This is a genomic window from Marinospirillum alkaliphilum DSM 21637 (assembly GCF_900119735.1).
Lineage (GTDB): Bacteria > Pseudomonadota > Gammaproteobacteria > Pseudomonadales > Halomonadaceae > Marinospirillum > Marinospirillum alkaliphilum.
Genome location: NZ_FPJW01000001.1, coordinates 570,444 through 589,356, shown reverse-complemented (window position 1 = coordinate 589,356; position 18,913 = coordinate 570,444). Strand labels below are relative to the sequence as shown.

At 52.8% G+C, this 18,913-nt stretch carries 18 protein-coding genes; 4 read left to right on the top strand and 14 right to left on the bottom strand.

Going from position 1 to position 18,913, the window contains the following annotated elements; genetic code table 11:
• Positions 1-7: 7 nt before the first annotated feature.
• On the bottom strand, positions 8-1,030 hold the full coding sequence (gene sohB, locus BT114_RS02800; protein WP_218163439.1) for a protease SohB: 1,023 nt from the start codon (positions 1,028-1,030) through the stop codon (positions 8-10).
• A gap of 80 nt (positions 1,031-1,110) precedes the next feature.
• On the opposite strand from sohB, the gene BT114_RS02795 reads away from it, so the two are divergent.
• The gene (locus BT114_RS02795) at positions 1,111-1,425 is read left to right on the top strand and encodes an SCP2 sterol-binding domain-containing protein (protein ID WP_072324761.1); all 315 of its coding nucleotides are present in this window, start codon (positions 1,111-1,113) and stop codon (positions 1,423-1,425) included.
• A gap of 233 nt (positions 1,426-1,658) precedes the next feature.
• Positions 1,659-3,875, top strand: coding sequence for a PP2C family protein-serine/threonine phosphatase (locus BT114_RS02790; protein WP_072324760.1), 2,217 nt, complete (start codon positions 1,659-1,661; stop codon positions 3,873-3,875).
• Positions 3,876-3,881: 6 nt separating this feature from the next.
• On the opposite strand, the gene cheD (BT114_RS02785) is transcribed toward BT114_RS02790, so the two are convergent.
• The 13 genes from cheD (BT114_RS02785) to BT114_RS15230 all read right to left on the bottom strand — a co-directional run bounded on the left by cheD (BT114_RS02785) (position 3,882) and on the right by BT114_RS15230 (position 17,480).
• On the bottom strand, positions 3,882-4,490 hold the full coding sequence (gene cheD / locus BT114_RS02785; protein WP_072324759.1) for a chemoreceptor glutamine deamidase CheD: 609 nt from the start codon (positions 4,488-4,490) through the stop codon (positions 3,882-3,884).
• 6 nt (positions 4,491-4,496) lie between these two features.
• Positions 4,497-6,191, bottom strand: coding sequence for an ATP-binding SpoIIE family protein phosphatase (locus BT114_RS02780; RefSeq protein WP_177247027.1), 1,695 nt, complete (start codon positions 6,189-6,191; stop codon positions 4,497-4,499).
• On the bottom strand, positions 6,191-6,475 hold the full coding sequence (locus BT114_RS02775) for an STAS domain-containing protein (protein WP_072324757.1): 285 nt from the start codon (positions 6,473-6,475) through the stop codon (positions 6,191-6,193). The genes BT114_RS02780 and BT114_RS02775 overlap by 1 nt, the downstream gene beginning before the upstream one ends.
• A 20-nt stretch (positions 6,476-6,495) precedes the next feature.
• Positions 6,496-7,155, bottom strand: a complete 660-nt coding sequence (locus BT114_RS15325; RefSeq protein WP_425434763.1) for a methyl-accepting chemotaxis protein — start codon at positions 7,153-7,155, stop codon at positions 6,496-6,498.
• Between the two features lie 518 nt (positions 7,156-7,673).
• A complete protein-coding gene (locus tag BT114_RS02765; RefSeq protein WP_072324755.1) occupies positions 7,674-8,759 on the bottom strand; it encodes a protein-glutamate methylesterase/protein-glutamine glutaminase in 1,086 nt (361 codons plus the stop codon).
• Positions 8,759-9,391, bottom strand: coding sequence for a chemoreceptor glutamine deamidase CheD (gene cheD, locus BT114_RS02760; RefSeq protein ID WP_072324754.1), 633 nt, complete (start codon positions 9,389-9,391; stop codon positions 8,759-8,761). The genes BT114_RS02765 and cheD (BT114_RS02760) overlap by 1 nt, the downstream gene beginning before the upstream one ends.
• Before the next feature lie 3 nt (positions 9,392-9,394).
• Positions 9,395-10,243: a CheR family methyltransferase gene (locus BT114_RS02755; protein WP_072324753.1), complete on the bottom strand. Its 849-nt coding sequence runs from the start codon at positions 10,241-10,243 to the stop codon at positions 9,395-9,397.
• A 3-nt stretch (positions 10,244-10,246) separates the two neighbouring features.
• Positions 10,247-12,007 carry a methyl-accepting chemotaxis protein gene (locus BT114_RS15235; RefSeq protein ID WP_072324752.1) on the bottom strand — a complete coding sequence of 587 codons (1,761 nt, stop codon included), beginning with the start codon at positions 12,005-12,007 and terminating at the stop codon, positions 10,247-10,249.
• Positions 12,008-12,022: 15 nt separating this feature from the next.
• Positions 12,023-12,520 (bottom strand): chemotaxis protein CheW, encoded by a 498-nt coding sequence (locus tag BT114_RS02745; RefSeq protein ID WP_072324894.1) that lies wholly within the window; start codon positions 12,518-12,520, stop codon positions 12,023-12,025.
• Positions 12,513-14,771, bottom strand: coding sequence for a chemotaxis protein CheW (locus tag BT114_RS02740; RefSeq protein WP_072324751.1), 2,259 nt, complete (start codon positions 14,769-14,771; stop codon positions 12,513-12,515). Before BT114_RS02740 ends, BT114_RS02745 begins: the two co-directional genes overlap by 8 nt.
• 33 nt (positions 14,772-14,804) lie before the next feature.
• On the bottom strand, positions 14,805-15,170 hold the full coding sequence (locus BT114_RS02735; RefSeq protein ID WP_072324750.1) for a response regulator: 366 nt from the start codon (positions 15,168-15,170) through the stop codon (positions 14,805-14,807).
• A 55-nt stretch (positions 15,171-15,225) separates the two neighbouring features.
• On the bottom strand, positions 15,226-15,762 hold the full coding sequence (locus tag BT114_RS02730) for a DUF3299 domain-containing protein (RefSeq protein ID WP_072324749.1): 537 nt from the start codon (positions 15,760-15,762) through the stop codon (positions 15,226-15,228).
• On the bottom strand, positions 15,747-17,480 hold the full coding sequence (locus tag BT114_RS15230; protein WP_072324748.1) for a methyl-accepting chemotaxis protein: 1,734 nt from the start codon (positions 17,478-17,480) through the stop codon (positions 15,747-15,749). Before BT114_RS15230 ends, BT114_RS02730 begins: the two co-directional genes overlap by 16 nt.
• Before the next feature lie 231 nt (positions 17,481-17,711).
• On the opposite strand from BT114_RS15230, the gene rsxA reads away from it, so the two are divergent.
• Together rsxA and rsxB are read left to right on the top strand one after the other, a co-directional pair.
• Positions 17,712-18,293 (top strand): electron transport complex subunit RsxA, encoded by a 582-nt coding sequence (rsxA, locus tag BT114_RS02720; RefSeq protein WP_072324747.1) that lies wholly within the window; start codon positions 17,712-17,714, stop codon positions 18,291-18,293.
• On the top strand, positions 18,290-18,913 hold the full coding sequence (gene rsxB, locus BT114_RS02715; protein WP_072324746.1) for an electron transport complex subunit RsxB: 624 nt from the start codon (positions 18,290-18,292) through the stop codon (positions 18,911-18,913). The genes rsxA and rsxB overlap by 4 nt, the downstream gene beginning before the upstream one ends.

The following is an 18,913-nucleotide window of genomic DNA, read 5'->3' as shown; positions in this document are numbered from 1 at the left end:
GAAGGTTTCAGCGACGTGTGAAGGGCGCCTGCAGCTTTGGCCACCAGGCCAGCAGACGCTTTTCCAACACTGCTGCCGCCTGACCGGCAATGCGCTCGGCCAGAGGCTCGCGTTTCTTCAGTTGCACCTTGAATACTTCCGCTTCCTGCATGCGCTCCAGCAAATAGGCTTCACTGGTACACAAACGATCAACCAACTGCAGCGCCAGCGCCTGCTCACCGTACCAGACCTCACCTTTTGCCACCTGATCAATATTGAGCTGTGGACGACAACCCTGTACCCAGGACTTGAACAACTGGTGCGCCTGCTCCAGATCCTGCAAAAACTTGCTGCGCCCCTCCTCGGTGTTCTCTCCAAACAGAGTCAGCGTGCGTTTGTATTCACCGGCTGTCAGCACCTCATAATCCACCTCATGGCTTTTCAGCAGGCGGTGAAAATTGGGTAGCTCGGCCACCACACCAATTGAGCCGATGACTGCAAAAGGCGTTGCCAGCAGGGTGTGTGCCGTGCAAGCCATCATGTAACCACCGGAAGCCGCTACCCGATCGACACAAACCGTCAGGCGGATATCCCGCTCACGCAACCGCTGCAGCTGGGCTGCGGCATGTCCATAACTGTGCACAAAACCACCGGCACTCTCCAACCGGACCACCACCTCATCCTGCGGGCGCAACAGTGCCAGCAGCAGACTGATCTCCCGGCCCAGCAAGGGAGCACGCCCGGCATCAAGATCTCCCTTGAAATCCAGCACAAAAACACGCGGACGCTCAGCACGTTCCTGCTGCTGTTGTTTGTCCTTCTTGTGTTTTGCCTTCAACATCTGCTTGAAGGCTTTTGCATCCAGCCATTGCTCCTGCAAGGCATCCTGCATGGCCTCATGATGCTCATTCAGAGACTCAACCTCCAGCTGCTCCTGCTGCATCCGACTGCGCTGCACAGAGACCAGAATCACCACCAGCAAACCCAGTCCAGCCAGCAATGTCAGGGTTTTTAACAGGAACACCAGATATTCACCCAACAGCTCCATCATCACTTTCTCCAGAGGGCTTGATTAAAACATACGTTTGAAATAAGCTTGATTCATCGACCTGTGAACAAGAGGACAAGACCATGGCTGATATTAACGCAATTATTGAAGGGCTGAAGGACAAGTTTAATGCCGGTGCCGCAGCAGGCATGGAAGACGTGTTTCAGTTCAGCATTGAAGACGGTGACAACTACTATGTCGCCATCAAGGATGGTCAGTGTGAAATTGCCCAAGGCGACCACCAGGATCCATCCGTCACCCTGATCATGAACAAAGAAACCCTGAAAGGTGTGCTGACCGGCGAAGAAGACGGCATGCAAGCCTTCATGGCGGGCAAACTGCGCGCAGAAGGCGACATGATGCTGGCCACCAAACTGTCAGCCCTGTTCCCAGTCTGATCACCGACAGTGAATCACCTCCTGTAATCCTTGCATGATCCCCTTGGGCAGCCCCCCTCGAAGCTGCCCTTTTTTATCTTTATTACCGCAATTCAGTGCGTCCGGTTGCCGCAGATCCACTCTCAGCCCCTGATCCGTTGGACAAGCCCGGCAGCGCCATGGATAATGCCCTTCTGCAATGACTAATACATAAGTCTACATCGCGCAACAGGCAGCAATATCCGAGGCCAGCATTGATTCGACTCCTCACCCGGAAAATCCGTTCCCTCCACTGGTTTATCCTGCTGGCAGTGTTTCTCAGCTCGCTGATTGTGTTCATTGGTGTCAGCGGCATTTCATCCTTGCTTTATGAAAACCTGATGGCAGATCAGGCCCGTTATCTGGCCGAACAATTAAGTGACCAGCCACCCGGCACGCTTGCTGAACTTGAATTACCCAGCATCACCACAGAAGTACGCATCACCTACATTCTGACCTTTATTTTCTTTTCAGCCTTTTTTCTGCTGGCTGCGATTGTTTTTTCCCACTTTGCCATCCGTCGCATTAACCAGTCTATCGGTCAGTTTAATGAGCAGGTCCGCCTGATTCAGTCCAGCCGCGATCTAAAACGTTTTGATGCCGCCGGGCTTAACTTTGTTTTCACAGAGCTGAATCAGGCCTTCACCAGTGTCAACAGCCTGGCTCGTCAGCTCGAGGCGGTTCTTGTTGATAAAAGCGCACTGGAAATCAAGGCAGACCTGCTGAGCAAACTGATCATCAAGAACTCAGGGGTGCATGACTGGAACGAATATGTGCAGGAAGTTTTTCAGGATATCCAGCAGACACTGCCTTTTGATCTGGTGGCAGTGGTTTTTGAAACCGATGGACACCCTGAAATGAACATCTTCTGGCAGGGTCAACCAGATCACCAGACCGAGCAGCAAGCCATCAGCCTGGTGGAAGGACGACTGGTTTCCACACCCAGGCTCTGCCACTACCTGCTGAATGACAGCAACGAACACTCCTTTGACCTGCAACCGGGATTAACCGCACAACTGCGACTGGATCAGCCCAGAGTTGGGGGCATCACCGGGCTGCTGATTCATTCCCCGGTTTTGCAAGATCCGACCTTGCAGTTGAGCATGCAGAGCATCCTGACGGTTCTGCTGAACCTGCTGGGGGCTTCTCGTGCCATCAGTGGTTATACCCATCAGCTGGAACAAGCCATCAGCCAGGCCGAGCAGGAAAATGCCATGGCTGCTGATGTCCTTTACGGGCATCTGCTGGTCAACAATGCCGATCGTTTGCCCGGCATTTATCAGCAGATTCGCTCTTCCGGTAATTTCAGCGGTGATATTGTTCTGGTTAAACGCTCACCTTCCGGCAGCACCTTTATTCTGCTTGCCGATGCAACAGGGCATGGACTCTCGGCCACCATCACCATCATGCCGGTCATCAGTGTCTTTGAGGCCATGGTACAAAAAGGCCATCAACTGCCATTTATTCTTAGCGAAATGAATAAACGCCTGCTGAAAGACCTGCCCGATGACCGTTTTGTTGCCGCCTTGTTGATTGAAGTTGATCCGATCCATTCCGAGGTCAGCATCTGGAATGGCGGCATGCCGCCTGCCCTTCAGCTCGATGATCAAGGACAACTGCAAAAAAGCTTCAACTCCCGGCACATGGCGCTGGGCATTCTGGATGAAACCCTGTTTGATGGCACACCAGAGCGCCTTCCCTTGCCGGATAGCGGCCACCTGCTGATGTACAGTGATGGCCTGCCAGAGCAACCTGATCGAAATGGGCAATTATTCAGCCGTGAGCGCATGTTGGAACTACTCGGCCAAATTGAGCCGGCAAACTTTATTCCTGAGCTGATCACAGCAGTTGAACAGCATAGCGGCAAGGCTCATCCGGCTGATGATGTATCACTTTGCCAGATTGATTTTGCCCAGTTACAACGCCACCCGGTTCAGGAAACAACCCTGGAGCACCTCAAGCGCAATCTGCTTTATCCTTTCCAGTGGCAGGTGCAGATTTATGGAGAACAGTTAACGCGTCAGGCCCTGCCGGCACTCTGCCATGACTTCATGCAGACCCTTGGACTCAACATGCAGTTGCGACGCAGGGTTTTTGCCATCATCCATGAACTCACCCAGAAACTGCTGGATACCAACCTGCTGGAACTGCCGGATCAACAGGAATTACTGGAAGAAGAAGCCGGTTTGACCCGTTATTACCAACTCAAGCGGGATGCACTGCAGCGCTTGTCAGCGGCAGATTATCTAAAATTGAGTCTGGTGGCGGATCTGCAACAAGCCGGCGCACCGGCACTGGTGATTGAAGTGGCGGATAGCGGCAAACAAACCAGCCCACTGGCCAGCCCAACGGCACTGCCAACCCTGTGTGCACTGGCAGACAAGGTTGAGTGCCTGGAAGCCGGACACCGTATCCGTGTCCAGCTTGGATAACAAACCTCAGAACAGATCGATCTCGCCAGTTTCCGGCTTGTGGTCCACCTGGCGCAGATAGGACTTTTCGCGCTCGATCAGTGTATTGTTATGCAGGCTATTGATTTTTTTCAGCATCACACGCCCGGTGCGGGGAAAAAAATGCACCTTGCGCGGATAGGTTTTCAGCACATCCCTGGCAACCACTGGAATGCCTTCATTGGCCAGGTGTTTCATCACAAACGAGACATTGCGCTCACCCACATTGGCAAAAGTAAAATCCCGAATCACCTGCCCGCCACCAAAGACCTTGGCTTCAAAACGCCGCCGTTGCCCGCCCAGCTTTAACAAATGGTTGATCAACAACTCCATGGCATAGGTGCCATAACGTGCAGACTCGGTCAGCAGCGACGTTTCTCCAGAGCGATCATGCGGCAGCAGAAAATGATTCAAACCACCTATTCCCGAGTAGTTATCGCGCAAGCAGACAGAAACACAGGAACCCAGCACGGTGCAGATCATTTCTTCACCGTCAGTCGCATAATACTCACCCGGCAATACCTTCACCGCCTGGGTATCAAAATGGCGATCATAGTAGTGTGAAAGTGAAAAGTGCTTGTCGACTTCAAAATCCATATGCCACTACTCCAGAATAGCCTGAGCCAGGCGACCTGCATCTGCAAAGGCCAGCGAAGATGACAGACGCCGAATCAGTAACAGGCCTCGACCAGACAACTCCTCACGAGGCTTGGCCAGCACTGCTTCTGCATCAAAACCTTCACCACTGTGCTGCACTTCAATACAAAGGGCCGGTGCTCCATCACGAACCCTCCAGTCCAGCTGAATCCGTAAATGATCTTTCTCTGCCAAGGTCTGCAAACGCATGTCCCGCTGCACATAATACTCGGCAAAACCATCACTGACCGTTTTAAGGCCCGATGAAAGGCCTAACAAACCATGGTCAATGGCATTGTTGGACAGCTCGGAAATCACCGTAAATGCCCGCTGACAAAAAGATTGGGGAAAGCCCAATCCTTGCAGCAGATCATTACAGGTTGACGCTACTTCCTGCCTGGCAATCTGCTGACCAAACAGATTCATTGACCAGTTAAACGGATGAATCTCATGCAGCCGACGACTGCTTTCCAGTGAATGCTGCTGGTCCAGAAACAGCCTTAACTCCGGAAAGTACAGATAATAAAGCGATACATCATCATCAAAGGCTGGTAATCCGGAAAACTCTTTTAATGAGGCCACCAGGCTACTCATCAAGCTATCGCGTGGCACTGTGGCGAGCTGATGCAACAAGCGCTCAGCCCCGTATGCCTGACCCGCTGCATTGGATTGATCAATAAAACCATCACTGCAACTGAACAACCCACCACCGGCAGGCAGCTCAATACGCTCGACACCGGAATCAAAGCTGGCATTATCCAGAATACCCAGCGCCATATGCCTGGATGGAAAAGCAGCCAGTTTTTGCCCCTGGGCATTCAGCAGCAATACCGGTGGCATACCGCCATTCCAGATACTGACTTGTTCATGCAGCAGATCCACTTCAACCAGTGAAGCAGCCACAAAACGATCAGGTGGCAACTTGTAGCTCAGTTTGCGGTTCATCTCCCGCACAATCATTGGTAGTGCATAACCTCGCGCCACCATACTGTGGAAGGTATCCACGACCGGCATCAGTGTCACCGTAGCAGACAACCCATGACCGGTTGCATCAACGTGCATGATAAAAATGCTGCCAGAAGGAGAATAACGCGCCAGCGTCAGGTCACCACAAAAATCCGAGCTGGATTTCAGAAAACGGTTATAACCACGAATACTGTCGGATACCTGATCCATCAGGTTGTTGTAAAAAAGGTAGGAGGCCATTTCCGCTTCAGCACGGGTATTGGCCATATGCTCCAGCAGCCGGGTATTTTGCTGCTCCAACTGGCGACTGAGACGCACCTCCTTGATCAGGGCACGGATTTTTAATCGTAGACTTAAGGCTTGTACCGGTTTGAGTAGAAAATCTTCAATCACCGGTTCCAGCGTGGTAAACCTGTCCTGAAGCGATTGCTGCTCAGCTTCTGTTCCCAACAGAATCACTGGCAACTGAGCATCACAGGCAGGGCCGGATAAAGAAGCTACAACCAATGACAGATCGATGATTGCCAGATCAAAATGGCTCTGATCAGCCAACTGCTGCAGACTGATCGGCTCATGCCGCAACGTCAGCCTGAAATCAAAAGACGCCAGCATGTCAGCCAATTCACTGGCCAAAGAAGGCTCTGCCACCAATAGAACCTGGACTGGTGAGGTGTCGGCAGCAGCCTGAGCCAGCATCATTTCACCGGTATGATCTTGCTGATATTGGCAACTTCCAGAATCTCCAAAGCGATACCATGGGCATTGGAAATCTGCACTTTCTTGTTCACTGCAGACGCCTTTTTGTGCAGGTAAACCACCATGCCCAGCGCCGCACTATCCAGATAGTTCACCTGGGAAAAATCCAGATTGATCAGGCTCGCCCCGCTGGCTTTGAGAGCCTGGTCCGTATCCTCATTAAATTTTTTATGACAGGCAAAATCAAAACGCTCAGGAATACGAATCAGCGTTACATCAGACATCAGTCAATCCTCAAAAGGGTTCAGAACAGGTCAATATCACCACTGGTCATCGAATCACTCGACACAGGGTTGGACTTGCGCTCGGATCGTGCCTTTCGGAAGGTTTCCACCTGGGCACGCAGGGCTTCATGAAATGCATGGGGGTCGTCTGCACCAGCTTTGAGTGCATCCACCAACAACAGCAGATGGTTCTGTTCAGATACAGTGTGCTGAATGGTCTGACTGCTCATGTCCTCAAACTGCATGGCACGCATCGCATCATAAAGGGCTGCCGACAAATCAACCGACAAGGTTTCCAGCTCTTCCGTCACCAACAGGTCACTGGCAGACTTGTCCATCAGCAGTTGAATGGCTTTTTCCACTTCCTTTTTAGCTCGAAGCACATAACTCATGTCCTGAGAAGCAATCTTGCTGACATCAGCCACCAGCTTTTCAATGCGCCGATTCATGGCATTCAGGTTATACTGGATAGTACGACTGAACTCTGCAGAGCGCGCCGACAAGGCACGTACTTCGTCAGCCACCACGGCAAAACCTCGGCCATGATCTCCAGCACGCGCCGCCTCAATCGCAGCATTTAATGCCAGCAGGTTGGTTTGATCTGCAATATTGTCGATGTCACTGAGCGCCCGCATCAATTCTGGCATCCCTTCCGACAGTTCAGAGACCCGCTCCAGCATTTCCATCAGGTCCGCACTGGTCTGTACCGAGGTTTCGACGAAGTTGTTCAGGGTTTTCAGGGTTTCTTCAGCAAAGCTGCCCATAGTGGCCTGCGAGCTGGCAGTTGCTCCCTGCTGATCACCATGTAACAGCGTGCGCACCAGATCCTGTTGATGATCCAGGTCTGTTTTTAAACGATTAAATGCATCACTGAGTGTACTCAAGGCATCGGCCTGCATACTGCGCAAGGCCTCCAGATCATTCAGTGACTCACCCACCACATCGGAAATGCTTTCTCCAACCTGGCGGTAATCCTGTTGCAAATCCACCTCGGAAATTCCTTCGACATATACCTCGGCCGTTTTACGGGAATTCCTGGTTTTTTTACGCTCAGTGCTTTCGGCCAGGCGTGTTAATGCATAACCGCTTAACACCGCCAGTAAGGCCGTTAACCAACCCGGCAACCAGAAACTTAATGCCACTGCAGCAGCCAGCAACAAGATCCATAACAGGTTTCTGTTCATCACACGTGGATTCCTTAAACTCGATTGATTCGTTGCCCAAGGCGCTCAATCACCCTGGCAGGCATGTCTGTCAGCGGCAGCACTTCATCAGCAGCACCCAAGGCTATGGCTTCTTTTGGCATGCCAAAAACAATGCAGCTTTTTTCATCCTGAGCCAGGGTATAAGCACCGGCTCGCTTCATTTCCAGCAAACCTGCTGCACCATCACGGCCCATGCCGGTCAGAATCACACCCACGGCATTGGCACCAGCCACCTGAGCTGCGGAATGGAACAAGACATCCACTGATGGACGATGCCGGTTAACGGGTGGACCTTCATGCAACCGGGTCATGTAATTGGCGCCACTGCGAGTGACTTCAAGGTGTTGATTACCCGGTGCAATGTAGACATGCCCTGGCAGCACCCGCTCGTTATGTACCGCTTCACGCACCTTCAGCACACAGAGCTTGTCCAGGCGCTCAGCAAAGGTACGGGTAAAGTTTTCCGGCATATGCTGAGTGATCATGATGGCCGGCATATCAGCGGGCAGATCAATCAGAAAATCCTTGATCGCTTCCGTTCCACCGGTGGATGCACCCACAAAAATAATCTTCTCGGTCGAGCTGTAACCTGCCTTTTGCCTGGAGGCATTAACCGCCTGAGCACGCCTGCGCGCATCATCAGCGGCATGACTGCCTGCAGTGGAACCAACCCTGGCCTGGGCACAGGCACGAATCTTTTCTGCGATCAGCTCGGCATAAGCCTGCAGGCCACTGGCAATATCCACCTTGGGCTTGGCAATGTAATCCACTGCACCCAGCTCCAGAGCTCTCAGTGTCACCTCTGAGCCCTTATCAGTCAGCGAAGACACCATTAATACCGGCATCGGCCGCAAGCGCATCAAGCGCTCCAGAAAATCCAGACCATCCATGCGTGGCATTTCAACATCCAAAGTCAACACATCCGGGTTATGTAATTTGATCAGCTCACGGGCGACCAGTGGATCGGGAGCCACCGCCAACACCTTCATATCCGGCTGGGCATCAATAATCTCAGTCAGCAGCTTGCGAATCAGCGCCGAGTCATCCACTACCAAAACACCGATTTTCTGGTTTTTCATCAGCCAAACAACTCTACGTTTCCGGCCACTTCGATATTCAGCAACTTCTCGAAGTAGCGTGCTTCCCGATCAAAAATGGTTGTATTGTTCAGTCGCTTCAGCTTTTTCACCAGAACCCTGCCACTGGTAGGAAAAAAATACACTTTCTGTGGCCAGGGCCCCAACAAGCTCTGGCTCACAATCGGTATCTGCTCTGCATTCAGATAACTCAGCAGAAACTCGGCATTGCGTTCACCAATCAGTTGACTGCCTTCTGCCGCCAGCACATTGCCACCACCAAATACCTTGGCTTCCAGTTGCTCGCGCACTGCACCCAGCTTGAGCAACTGGTTGATCAATACTTCCATGGCGTGGCTGCCGTAACGAATTGAACTGTCAATCAGCTCTTCTTCGTTAAAACCAAAAGGCAACATGAAGTGACTGATGCCGCCGATACCCTGTACTTTGTCACGAATACATGCCGCAACACAACTACCCAACACAGTTACAAGCAATTTGTCTTGCCGGGTCACGTAATACTCGCCCGGCAACACCTTTACAGCCTCCAGATCAAAGTAGGCATCGTGATAACTGCTTGGTGCCCAGGCTTCAGCATCGGGCTGCCCCTCTTGCTCAAGCTGTTCCTGATACACGATTTAACCCTTGCTCCGTTCAGCCTTACTGGTCGGTGCAAAAACTGTTTTTCCACGCAACCGAAACAGATCTGCCGCATGCTGAAAACTTTCGGAATGACCCGCATAAAGCAGTCCATCTTCCCTTAACATTGGATGAAAGCGTGAAAGCACCTTGTACTGAGTCGGTTTATCAAAATAAATCATGACGTTACGACAGAAAATAGCATCAAAGGGACCTTTTACCGGCCAGTTAGGGGCCAACAGGTTCAGTGAGTTGAAGTGAATGAGGTCCTGTACCTGAGAGCGGATTTTAACCATGCCCGCATGGCTACCCTTCCCCTTCACAAAAAAGTTCTTCACTCGCTGCTCATCCAGCTTGCTCACCCGATCCGATGCATAAACGCCACGTTTGGCTTGCTGCAGGACATTGGTGTCAACATCCGTGGCCAGAATGCGAACCGGGGGCGTCCAACTGCCAAAGGTTTCAATGGCTGTCATCGCCAGCGAGTAGGCTTCTTCCCCTGTGGAGCAGGCGCTGGACCAGATTTTGATCGGATCGCGGCGTTTTGCCGCAATCGCCAGCATCTGCTCTGCCAGCAGGTCAAAATGGTGGGACTCACGGAAAAAGGACGTCAGATTGGTGGTCAGGGCATTAACAAAATCCTGAGCCTCATCGTCATTGTCTTCCAGATGATGCAGGTATTGTTCAAAGGTCATCAGCCCAAGCGCGCGCAAACGCCGCGCGATACGGCTATAAACCATATCGCGCTTCTTGGGACTGAGAAAAATACCGGCCCGCTCATGAGCAAGATCACGAATCCGCTCGAAGTCCCTGTCCGTGAAATCAAATTCGCGCTCTTTGGCAGTCACAGATCAGAACTCCTCCCACTCGTCATTATCCTGCTTTTTGGGTGGTGGCAGCGGGCTGGTGCGCTTGGCTGCAGCAGGAGCAGGCCGGGCAGCAGCTGCTGTTCTAGCCGCTGGTTTTCTGGCTGGGGCAGCCGGGGCGCTAACAGCACGCGGTGCAGCCAGGGCAGCAGCTGCTTTGTGGGGTTTACTGGTATTTTCTTCAATGCGGAAAATAGCAACTGCTTCACTCAGTGCCTGCGCTTGCTCCTGCAAGGACTCAGCCGCTGCGGCAGCCTCTTCCACCAGCGCGGCATTCTGCTGAGTCACATCATCCATCTGAATGACCGCCTGGTTCACCTGTTCAATACCCTGGCTTTGTTCATCAGAGGCGGCAGAAATTTCACCCATAATGTCAGTGACCCGCTTCACGGAACTGACAATTTCTTCAATGGTATTACCGGTGTCACGAACCAGCTTGGTGCCATGAGTGACAGTTTCGACCGACTCAGTGATCAGCTCTTTGATTTCCTTGGCAGCGGCTGCGGAACGTTGCGCCAGGGAGCGCACCTCACCGGCCACCACTGCAAAACCACGACCCTGCTCACCGGCACGTGCAGCTTCCACGGCAGCATTCAGCGCCAGAATATTGGTCTGGAAAGCGATGCCATCAATCAGGGTGGTGATGTCGGCAATCTTGTTGGAGCTTTCACTGATCTGCTCCATGGTGCTGACTACCTGACGTGAACGCTCACCACCTTCGGAGGCCGTTTGACTGGCAGACTGAGCCAGCTGGTTGGCCTGACGTGCATTATCAGCGTTCTGCTTCACCGTGGAGGTCAGCTCTTCCAGGCTGGAGGCCGTTTCTTCCAGGCTGGACGCCTGTTCTTCGGTACGCTGGGACAGATCGGTATTACCCGCAGCAATTTCCTGTGAGGCCGTATTGATGGCATCCACTGAAGCCTTGATGTCTGTCACCAACTCACGCAACTTGTCCTGCATGGCTTGCAAAGCCTGCATCACCTTGCCGATTTCATCGTCATTATCGATCTGGATGCGGTTATTCAGATTACCGGCTGAAATTTCGTTGAAGTAACCGACTGCACGATTCAGCGGATTAACAATGGCACGAATCAGCAGCCAGCCCACCAGCGACGCCAGACCTACACCCAGAAGAATGGCCAGAATGGCAATATTACGAGTGCGCTGATACTCAGCCACTGCATCAGCATACTCTTGAGCTGCCACTTCTTCCTGCAGGTCCATCAATTCACTGGCTACGGCAAAAGCCCGGTTAAAGGCTGGATTGGTCACCCGCACCATGTGCATGTTGCCATCCATGAACTCACCTGCTTCAAAATAACGGATGGAAGGCAGCAGGCCCTGCTGCACAAACTCTGTACGAAGACGGGCAAAATTTTCTGCCAGCCGGGCTTCACGGTCCGTCAGGTAGGTCTGCATGTAAGCATCCCAGATTTCGGTGATCTTCTGGATATTGGCTCGCACCTGATCGGTATGCAGGGTAATGGGATGGTCGTGCAGCACATGCTCCTCCAGACGTGGATCATGCATGCCTGCCAGTTGCAACTGAATGATGTTCTGCATCATCAGGTATTCAATTTCAGCCAGCTGATGCGAGGGAATCAGGCGATCTTCATAAACACTTTGCAGGCGCTTGTCCACATTGTACATGCCGTTCAGCCCCATAAAGCCGATACCCACCAGCAGCAGGGACAAAAAACCAATGACAAAGATTAAACGTGCTTTAACGGTGACTTTTTTCAACATGGTGTTTCCCTCGGATCAGTTGCCCGCAACCACACGATCAACCAGCCCCATCTCGCTGCTGGTCATGAGCTTTTCGATATCCACTACGATGGCCATGCGCTTGTCGATGCTGGCCAGGCCCTGGATGTACTGGGTATCCATCGCTGCACCAAACTCCGGTGCAGGTCGAATCTGCTCCGGTGCCAACGCCACTACATCGGATACACCATCCACCACCATGCCCACCACCCGTTCACCGAGGTTCAGAATGATCATCACGGTAAACTGATCATAAACTGCCTGGCCAACATGAAACTTCAACCGCATATCGACCACCGGCACGATCACACCACGCATATTGATCACACCCTTGATGTAATCCGGGGTATTGGCGATCCGGGTCACCGCATCATAACCACGGATTTCCTGTACCTTGAGGATATCAATGGCATACTCCTCCTCACCCAGGGTGAAGGTCAGAAACTCCTGATGCCCTGCCATTACCAGCGCATGCTCTTCTGCTACTTCACTCATCATCGCGGCCTCCGGAAATATTCATTACATCTTCAGGTTGATTCAATTTTGCCAGCTGTTCGATGTCGATGATCAAGGCAACCCGTCCATCACCCATGATCGTTGCACCGGATACCCCTTGAACCTTACGGTAGTGGGCTTCCAGGCTCTTGATGACGACCTGGTGTTGAGCAATCAGCTCATCAACAAACAGGGCCAGCTTGCCTTCATTACTCTCCACCACCACCAATATGCCTTCTTCAGGCTTCTTGACACGTGGTTCAAGGTTAAAGGCTTTATAAAGCGGTAATAAGGGTAGGTATTCACCACGAATATGAACCACCCGCCCCTTGCCCGACACAGTTTTCAACTGGCCTGGCTCCGGCTGCAGGGATTCAATGATGCGGGTCAGCGGCAGGATGAAGACTTCTTCACCCACACGCAGTGACATGCCATCCAGAATGGCCAGAGTCAGTGGCAGACGCAGCCCGATACGGGTTCCACGCCCTTCGGCAGAGTCGATTTCGATCTGACCTTTCATCTCGGTGATGTTGCGCATCACCACATCCATCCCTACGCCTCGACCGGATACATCAGTGACTTCCTTGGCGGTGGAAAAACCGGCCGCAAAAATCAATTGCCAGACTTCACGATCAGAGGGGTTATCACTAAGCGGGATGCCTTTTTCCTGGGCTTTGGCCAACAGCTTCTCACGATTCAAGCCTGCACCATCATCCGTCACCTCAACCAGAATACTGCCACCCTGGTGACTGGCACTGAGGGTAATGGTGCCCTGCTCGGATTTTCCGGCAGCCAGGCGTTGCTCCGGTGTTTCAATACCGTGATCAATGGAGTTGCGTACCAGGTGAGTCAGTGGATCAGCCAGCTTTTCAATCAGTCCCTTGTCCAGCTCGGTTTCTTCACCAATCAGTTTCAGGGCCACTTTTTTATTCATCTTGTTGGCCAGATCACGCACCACACGCGGGAAACGACCAAACACAAAGTTGATCGGCAGCATGCGAATGGACATCACCGACTCTTGCAGATCGCGGGAATTACGCTCCAGCGCCGCCAGACCGTTGTGGATTGCCTCATAGACCATGGGATCCAGTGCAGCAGCAGATTGCGCCAGCATCGAACGGGTGATGACCAGCTCTCCGACCAGATTGATCAGTTGATCAACCTTCTCAACACCCACACGGATGGAGGTTTCAGCCTGGGCAGCAGGTTTAGCCGGTGCTTTGGCTGGTGATCTGGAAGCAGTGGTGGCAGGCTTGGCTCCAACTGTCTGGGAACTTGATGGTGAACTTCCGGCTTGCGGGTTTGCAGCCGCACCAGTGGCTTTACCCGGTTCAACGGCTACTGATTCAGCTGCATCTGGCTGGGCAGCCGGCAAATCACTTTCATCCACAAAAAAGCCAAAGCCCTGTTCAGCTTCCTGTTCAGCCTGGCGCTGTGCCTGTTGGGAGGGCAACTCATCTTCATCAATAAAAAAGCCAAAACCATCTGCAGCTTCACGCTCAGCAGCCAGTTCACTTTCATCGACAAAAAAACCATATCCCTGATCATCACTGGCCGTGATACTGGTTTCTTCCGTAAAACTGACTTCATCGGCCTGGCAGACAAAAGCAAAGGTTTCCTGCAACACCTCCAGGCTTACATCAGCATATAACCGCCAACGGACATGCCCGGCTTCAGGTTGCTGCAGGACTTCAAGCTGCCCCAGGGCACTCAGGTCTTCATTGATGGCTTCAAATGAAGCGCCCTCAGCAAAAATATCCTTGCCGGGATGCAGATGAATCAGCCAGCTATGCCCACCCGGTTCTACAGGTGTTGCGGTAGCAGGTGGATGAGCCGCTTCAACAACCGCAGCAGCTGATGCTTCACCACTGGCCAGTTGCATCAGTTCGCCCCTGATGCTTTCCAGCCGCTGTTGATCCACTTCACCACCATTCTGATGAACATCCAGCATGTTGCCCAACAGGTCACAACACTGCAGAAAAGCCTCAATCATGGCATCGGTGGGGTCCAGCTCTTCTTTGCGCAGCCGATCCAGCAGGGTTTCCAGTGCATGCGTTAACTCAGCAATGTCGGTAAACCCAAAAGTACCTGCACCACCCTTGATGGAGTGGGCAGCACGAAAGATGGCATTCAGATCGTCCAGACTGGGCGCGGTCAAATCCAGCGCCAGCAGCAGGCTTTCCATGGTGGACAGATGTTCATACGCTTCATCGATGAACACCTGGTGGAACTGGCTGAGATCAACACTCATGAGCCGGGCCTCTCCCTTTCAACCAGCAGGTGGTTAACCAATGACTTTTTTGACCACGTCGATCAGCTTCTGGGGATCAAAGGGTTTAACCAGCCAGCCGGTGGCTCCGGCAGCCTTACCCTGTTGTTTCATGGCATCACCCGCTTCAGTGGTCAACACCAGGATTGGAGTGCGTGCATAGGTTGGCAGAGCACGCAGACTCTTGATCAGCGTCAGGCCATCCATATTCGGCATGTTCTGATCCGTTAACACCAGATCAAAGCGTCCAGCCCTAGCCTTGTCCAGACCCTGCTTGCCATCCACTGCTTCCACCACATTGTAACCAGCACCTTTCAAGGTGAAAGACACCATCTGGCGAATGGATGCAGAGTCATCAACGGTCAGAATTGTTTTTGCCATAACCTTTCCTTCTATAATCAATCAGTCAAAGCTGATACAAGCCTAGCATGGCTTATCACCAGCGTCTTTCAAAGATGAACTCAGTTGACTCTATCTTGTCCGCAATCAAGGTATAGGCAGAAGTACCCAGGCGGTGTTCGGTGTAATCCAGCTTTAACACGCCGTGTACCTTGACCGTACCAAACAACCTGTTAAAGGGATGATCCTGCCGAATGACCACCTGCACCATCTGATTGGCCGGTGGTGGTGGTGTGTGGATGCAGCTGCCAAACCAGGGCACCAGAAAAAAGTGAGTCACCTGACGCCCTTCCCGCTGCAGCGGCACCATAAAGCCACTTAAACTCACCCGCTGGCCATCCAGCGCCGGTACTGGCGGTGCAGCATTCAATACCTGCTGCAAACGATCCATCAAACGCTGGGCTTCCGGACTGAAATCACTCAACCCACTGATATCCTGCCCTTCAAACACCTGCTGCTTATCCAGTTCAAAACCTTCCGGCAGCAGGTCATCCCACTCCAACGGTTGTGCTGCTGCAACCCAACTGGTTAACAGCAGCAACAGCCAGGGAATCAGCTTCAGAACTCTTCCCACTCATCATCATCCTGACGCTTGGGTGGTGGAGTCAGTTTGCGTGCCGGCGCGGCAGTACGTGCGGTACCTTTTGCTGCCGGTGCAGCAGGGCGTGACCGTGTCGGAGCCTGGCCAGGGGCAGCAACCGTTCTGCTACCGCTGGGCGCCACCTTTCTGGTTTCACTGTCAGCACTGATACGGAAGACAGAAACAGCTTCACTCAAGGCCTGGGACTGCTCTTCCAGCGATTCAGCAGCAGCGGCCGCTTCTTCAACCAATGCAGCATTCTGCTGAGTGACATCATCCATCTGGATGACGGCCTGGTTGACCTGTTCAATGCCCTGGCTCTGCTCATCGGAGGCAGCAGAGATTTCACCCATCAGGTCCGTGACCCGTTTAACGGAAGCCACAATCTGCTCAATGGTTTCACCGGTTTCACGCACCAGCGAACCACCCTGGCGCACCGTTTCCACTGAAGCGGTAATCAGCTCTTTGATTTCTTTGGCAGCTGCAGCAGAGCGCTGAGCCAGCACCCGGACCTCACCGGCAACCACCGCAAAACCTCGACCCTGCTCACCTGCACGAGCGGCTTCTACGGCTGCGTTCAATGCCAGAATATTGGTCTGAAAGGCAATGCTGTCGATCAGGGTGGTGATATCAGCAATCTTGTTGGAGCTTTCGCTGATCTCTTCCATGGTGGCCACCACCTGACGGGCACGGCCACCACCTTCTGCTGCAATGCGGCTGGCATCCTGTGACAACTGATTGGCCTGACGCGCGTTATCGGCATTCTGGCGCACAGTAGAAGTCAGTTCTTCCAGGCTTGAAGCAGTTTCTTCCAGGCTGGAGGCTTGTTCTTCAGTACGCTGGGACAAGTCAGAGTTACCGGCAGCAATTTCCTGTGCTGCAGTATTGATGGCACCGACTGCCAGCTTGATGTCTGCCACCAGGTCTTCAATTTTGGTCACAAACACGTTGAAGTGGGAGGTCAGCTCGGTGATTTCATCCTTGCCCTGAGTATTCAGTCGTACCGTCAAATCGCCATCACCACTGCTGATTTCACGCATGGCCTCAGCAGTTTCCTTGATTGGGCGAATGATGGAACGCCCGATCAGTAACCCGGCCAGCAGCATGATCAGCAGAATCACCACGGCAATACCACCCAGGGCCATCAGGCTGTTTTTGAACATCTGATCGATGTCATCCACATAAACACCCGTGGCAATAATCCAGTTCCACTCGCTATTCAGACGGGCATAAGAGATTTTCTGCAGGGGAACATCACTGCCCGGGCGCGGCCAATGATAAGGCACTACAACCGAACCATCACGGCTGGCACCAGAGATCATTTGCCGGAACAGTGGTACACCGTGAACATCCTGCACGTGCAACATGTTGCGGTTACGCACATCCGCACTGGGATGGGCCAGCACCACACCATCAAGGGTCAGAATAAAGAAGTAATCCTTATCCTGCCCATAAACCATGGCCATCACCATATTAATGGCCTGGCGTTGGGCTTCCTGAGTCGTCAGCAGACCATTGGCAACCATCTGCTGATAGGCTCGCACCACACCTTCTGCAGAGTCCACCTGATGCTGTATTTCCTGCAGCTTCAGGCTTTCCATGTCGTTGTACTGGCGATTCAAGGCAACCAGCAAAATCGCCAGCATTCCGGCCACCGCCAGCAGATTGATGATCCAGATACGGTGATTGATTTTCAGCTTTCGAAGCAACATATTCAGTCCACCCAGGCTTTGTATTCCATATTTAGAATCAAACTATTATGCCTATTTTCCACACTTTTGTGCAGTGCATTCTGATCGCCAGTATAGGCAATTTGTTGTAAATCGCCATCTGCGCAGCTCATATCACTAAAAATTATAGTTACAAGTCTGCGTCAGTCTGCCATCTAGGCTAAAATGCGCCTCTTGATAGAATCCCCTGATTTCAGGCATCCCGGCAGAACCATGACTGAATACTTTCTATTGCTGATCAGCACCATCCTGGTCAACAACTTCGTACTGGTGCAGTTTCTTGGCCTCTGCCCTTTCATGGGCGTGTCCAACAAGCTGGATTCTGCGCTGGGCATGGCCCTGGCCACCACCTTTGTACTGACCCTTTCTTCTGCCCTCAGCCATCTGGTGTATCACGGCCTGCTATTGCCGTTGGAGCTGGATTACCTGCGCACCATCAGCTTTATCATCATGATTGCAGCAGTGGTTCAGTTCACTGAAATGGTAGTCCACAAAACCTCACCACTGCTGTATCAGGTGCTGGGCATTTTCCTGCCGCTGATCACCACCAACTGCGCCGTGCTGGGTGTTGCCCTGCTATCCATCAATCGTGAACAAACCTTTGTTGAAGCCATCCTTTACGGCCTGGGTGCCGGCTTGGGCTTTGCTCTGGTGCTGGTCTGTTTTGCTGCCATGCGCGAACGCCTGGCACTGGCCGATGTCCCCCTACCCTTTAAAGGTGCTGCAGTGGCCATGATCACTGCGGGCCTGATGTCGCTTGCCTTTATGGGCTTTACCGGCATGGTGCAACTGTGAGCCTGTTAAGCGCCCTGTTTGCCCTCAGCCTGCTGGCCCTGATCATCGGCCTGTTGCTGGGTTATGCGCAAGTCCGTTTCCATGTTGAGGGTGACCCACTGGTCGAGAAAATTGACCAGCTCTTGCCCCAGACCCAGTGCGGACAGTGTGGCCATCCCGGCTGCCGCCCTTATGCCGAAGCCATCGCTGCTGGTGACGCCATCAATCTCTGCCCACCCGGCGGTGAAACTACCATTCAGGCGCTGGCCGACCTGCTGGGCCGCGAACCCCTGCCACTGGATGCCGAAGCCGGTGTAACCAGTGAAAAGAAGGTCGCCTATATTCGTGAAGATGAGTGCATCGGCTGTACCAAATGCATTCAGGCCTGCCCGGTGGATGCCATTCTTGGTGCCGCCAAACTCATGCATACCGTCATCATCAGTGAATGCACCGGCTGCGACCTGTGTGTGGAACCCTGCCCGGTGGACTGCATTGACATGCTGCCGGTGAGAAGTGACCTGCAACACTGGCAATGGCCACAACCTGCCGGGCCAGGCACACCAGCAACAACCCGTATCATCGCCACAGACCGCATTACACCAATGGCTGCAAATCCTTCCACTGTCAGGGAGTCGGTTTGA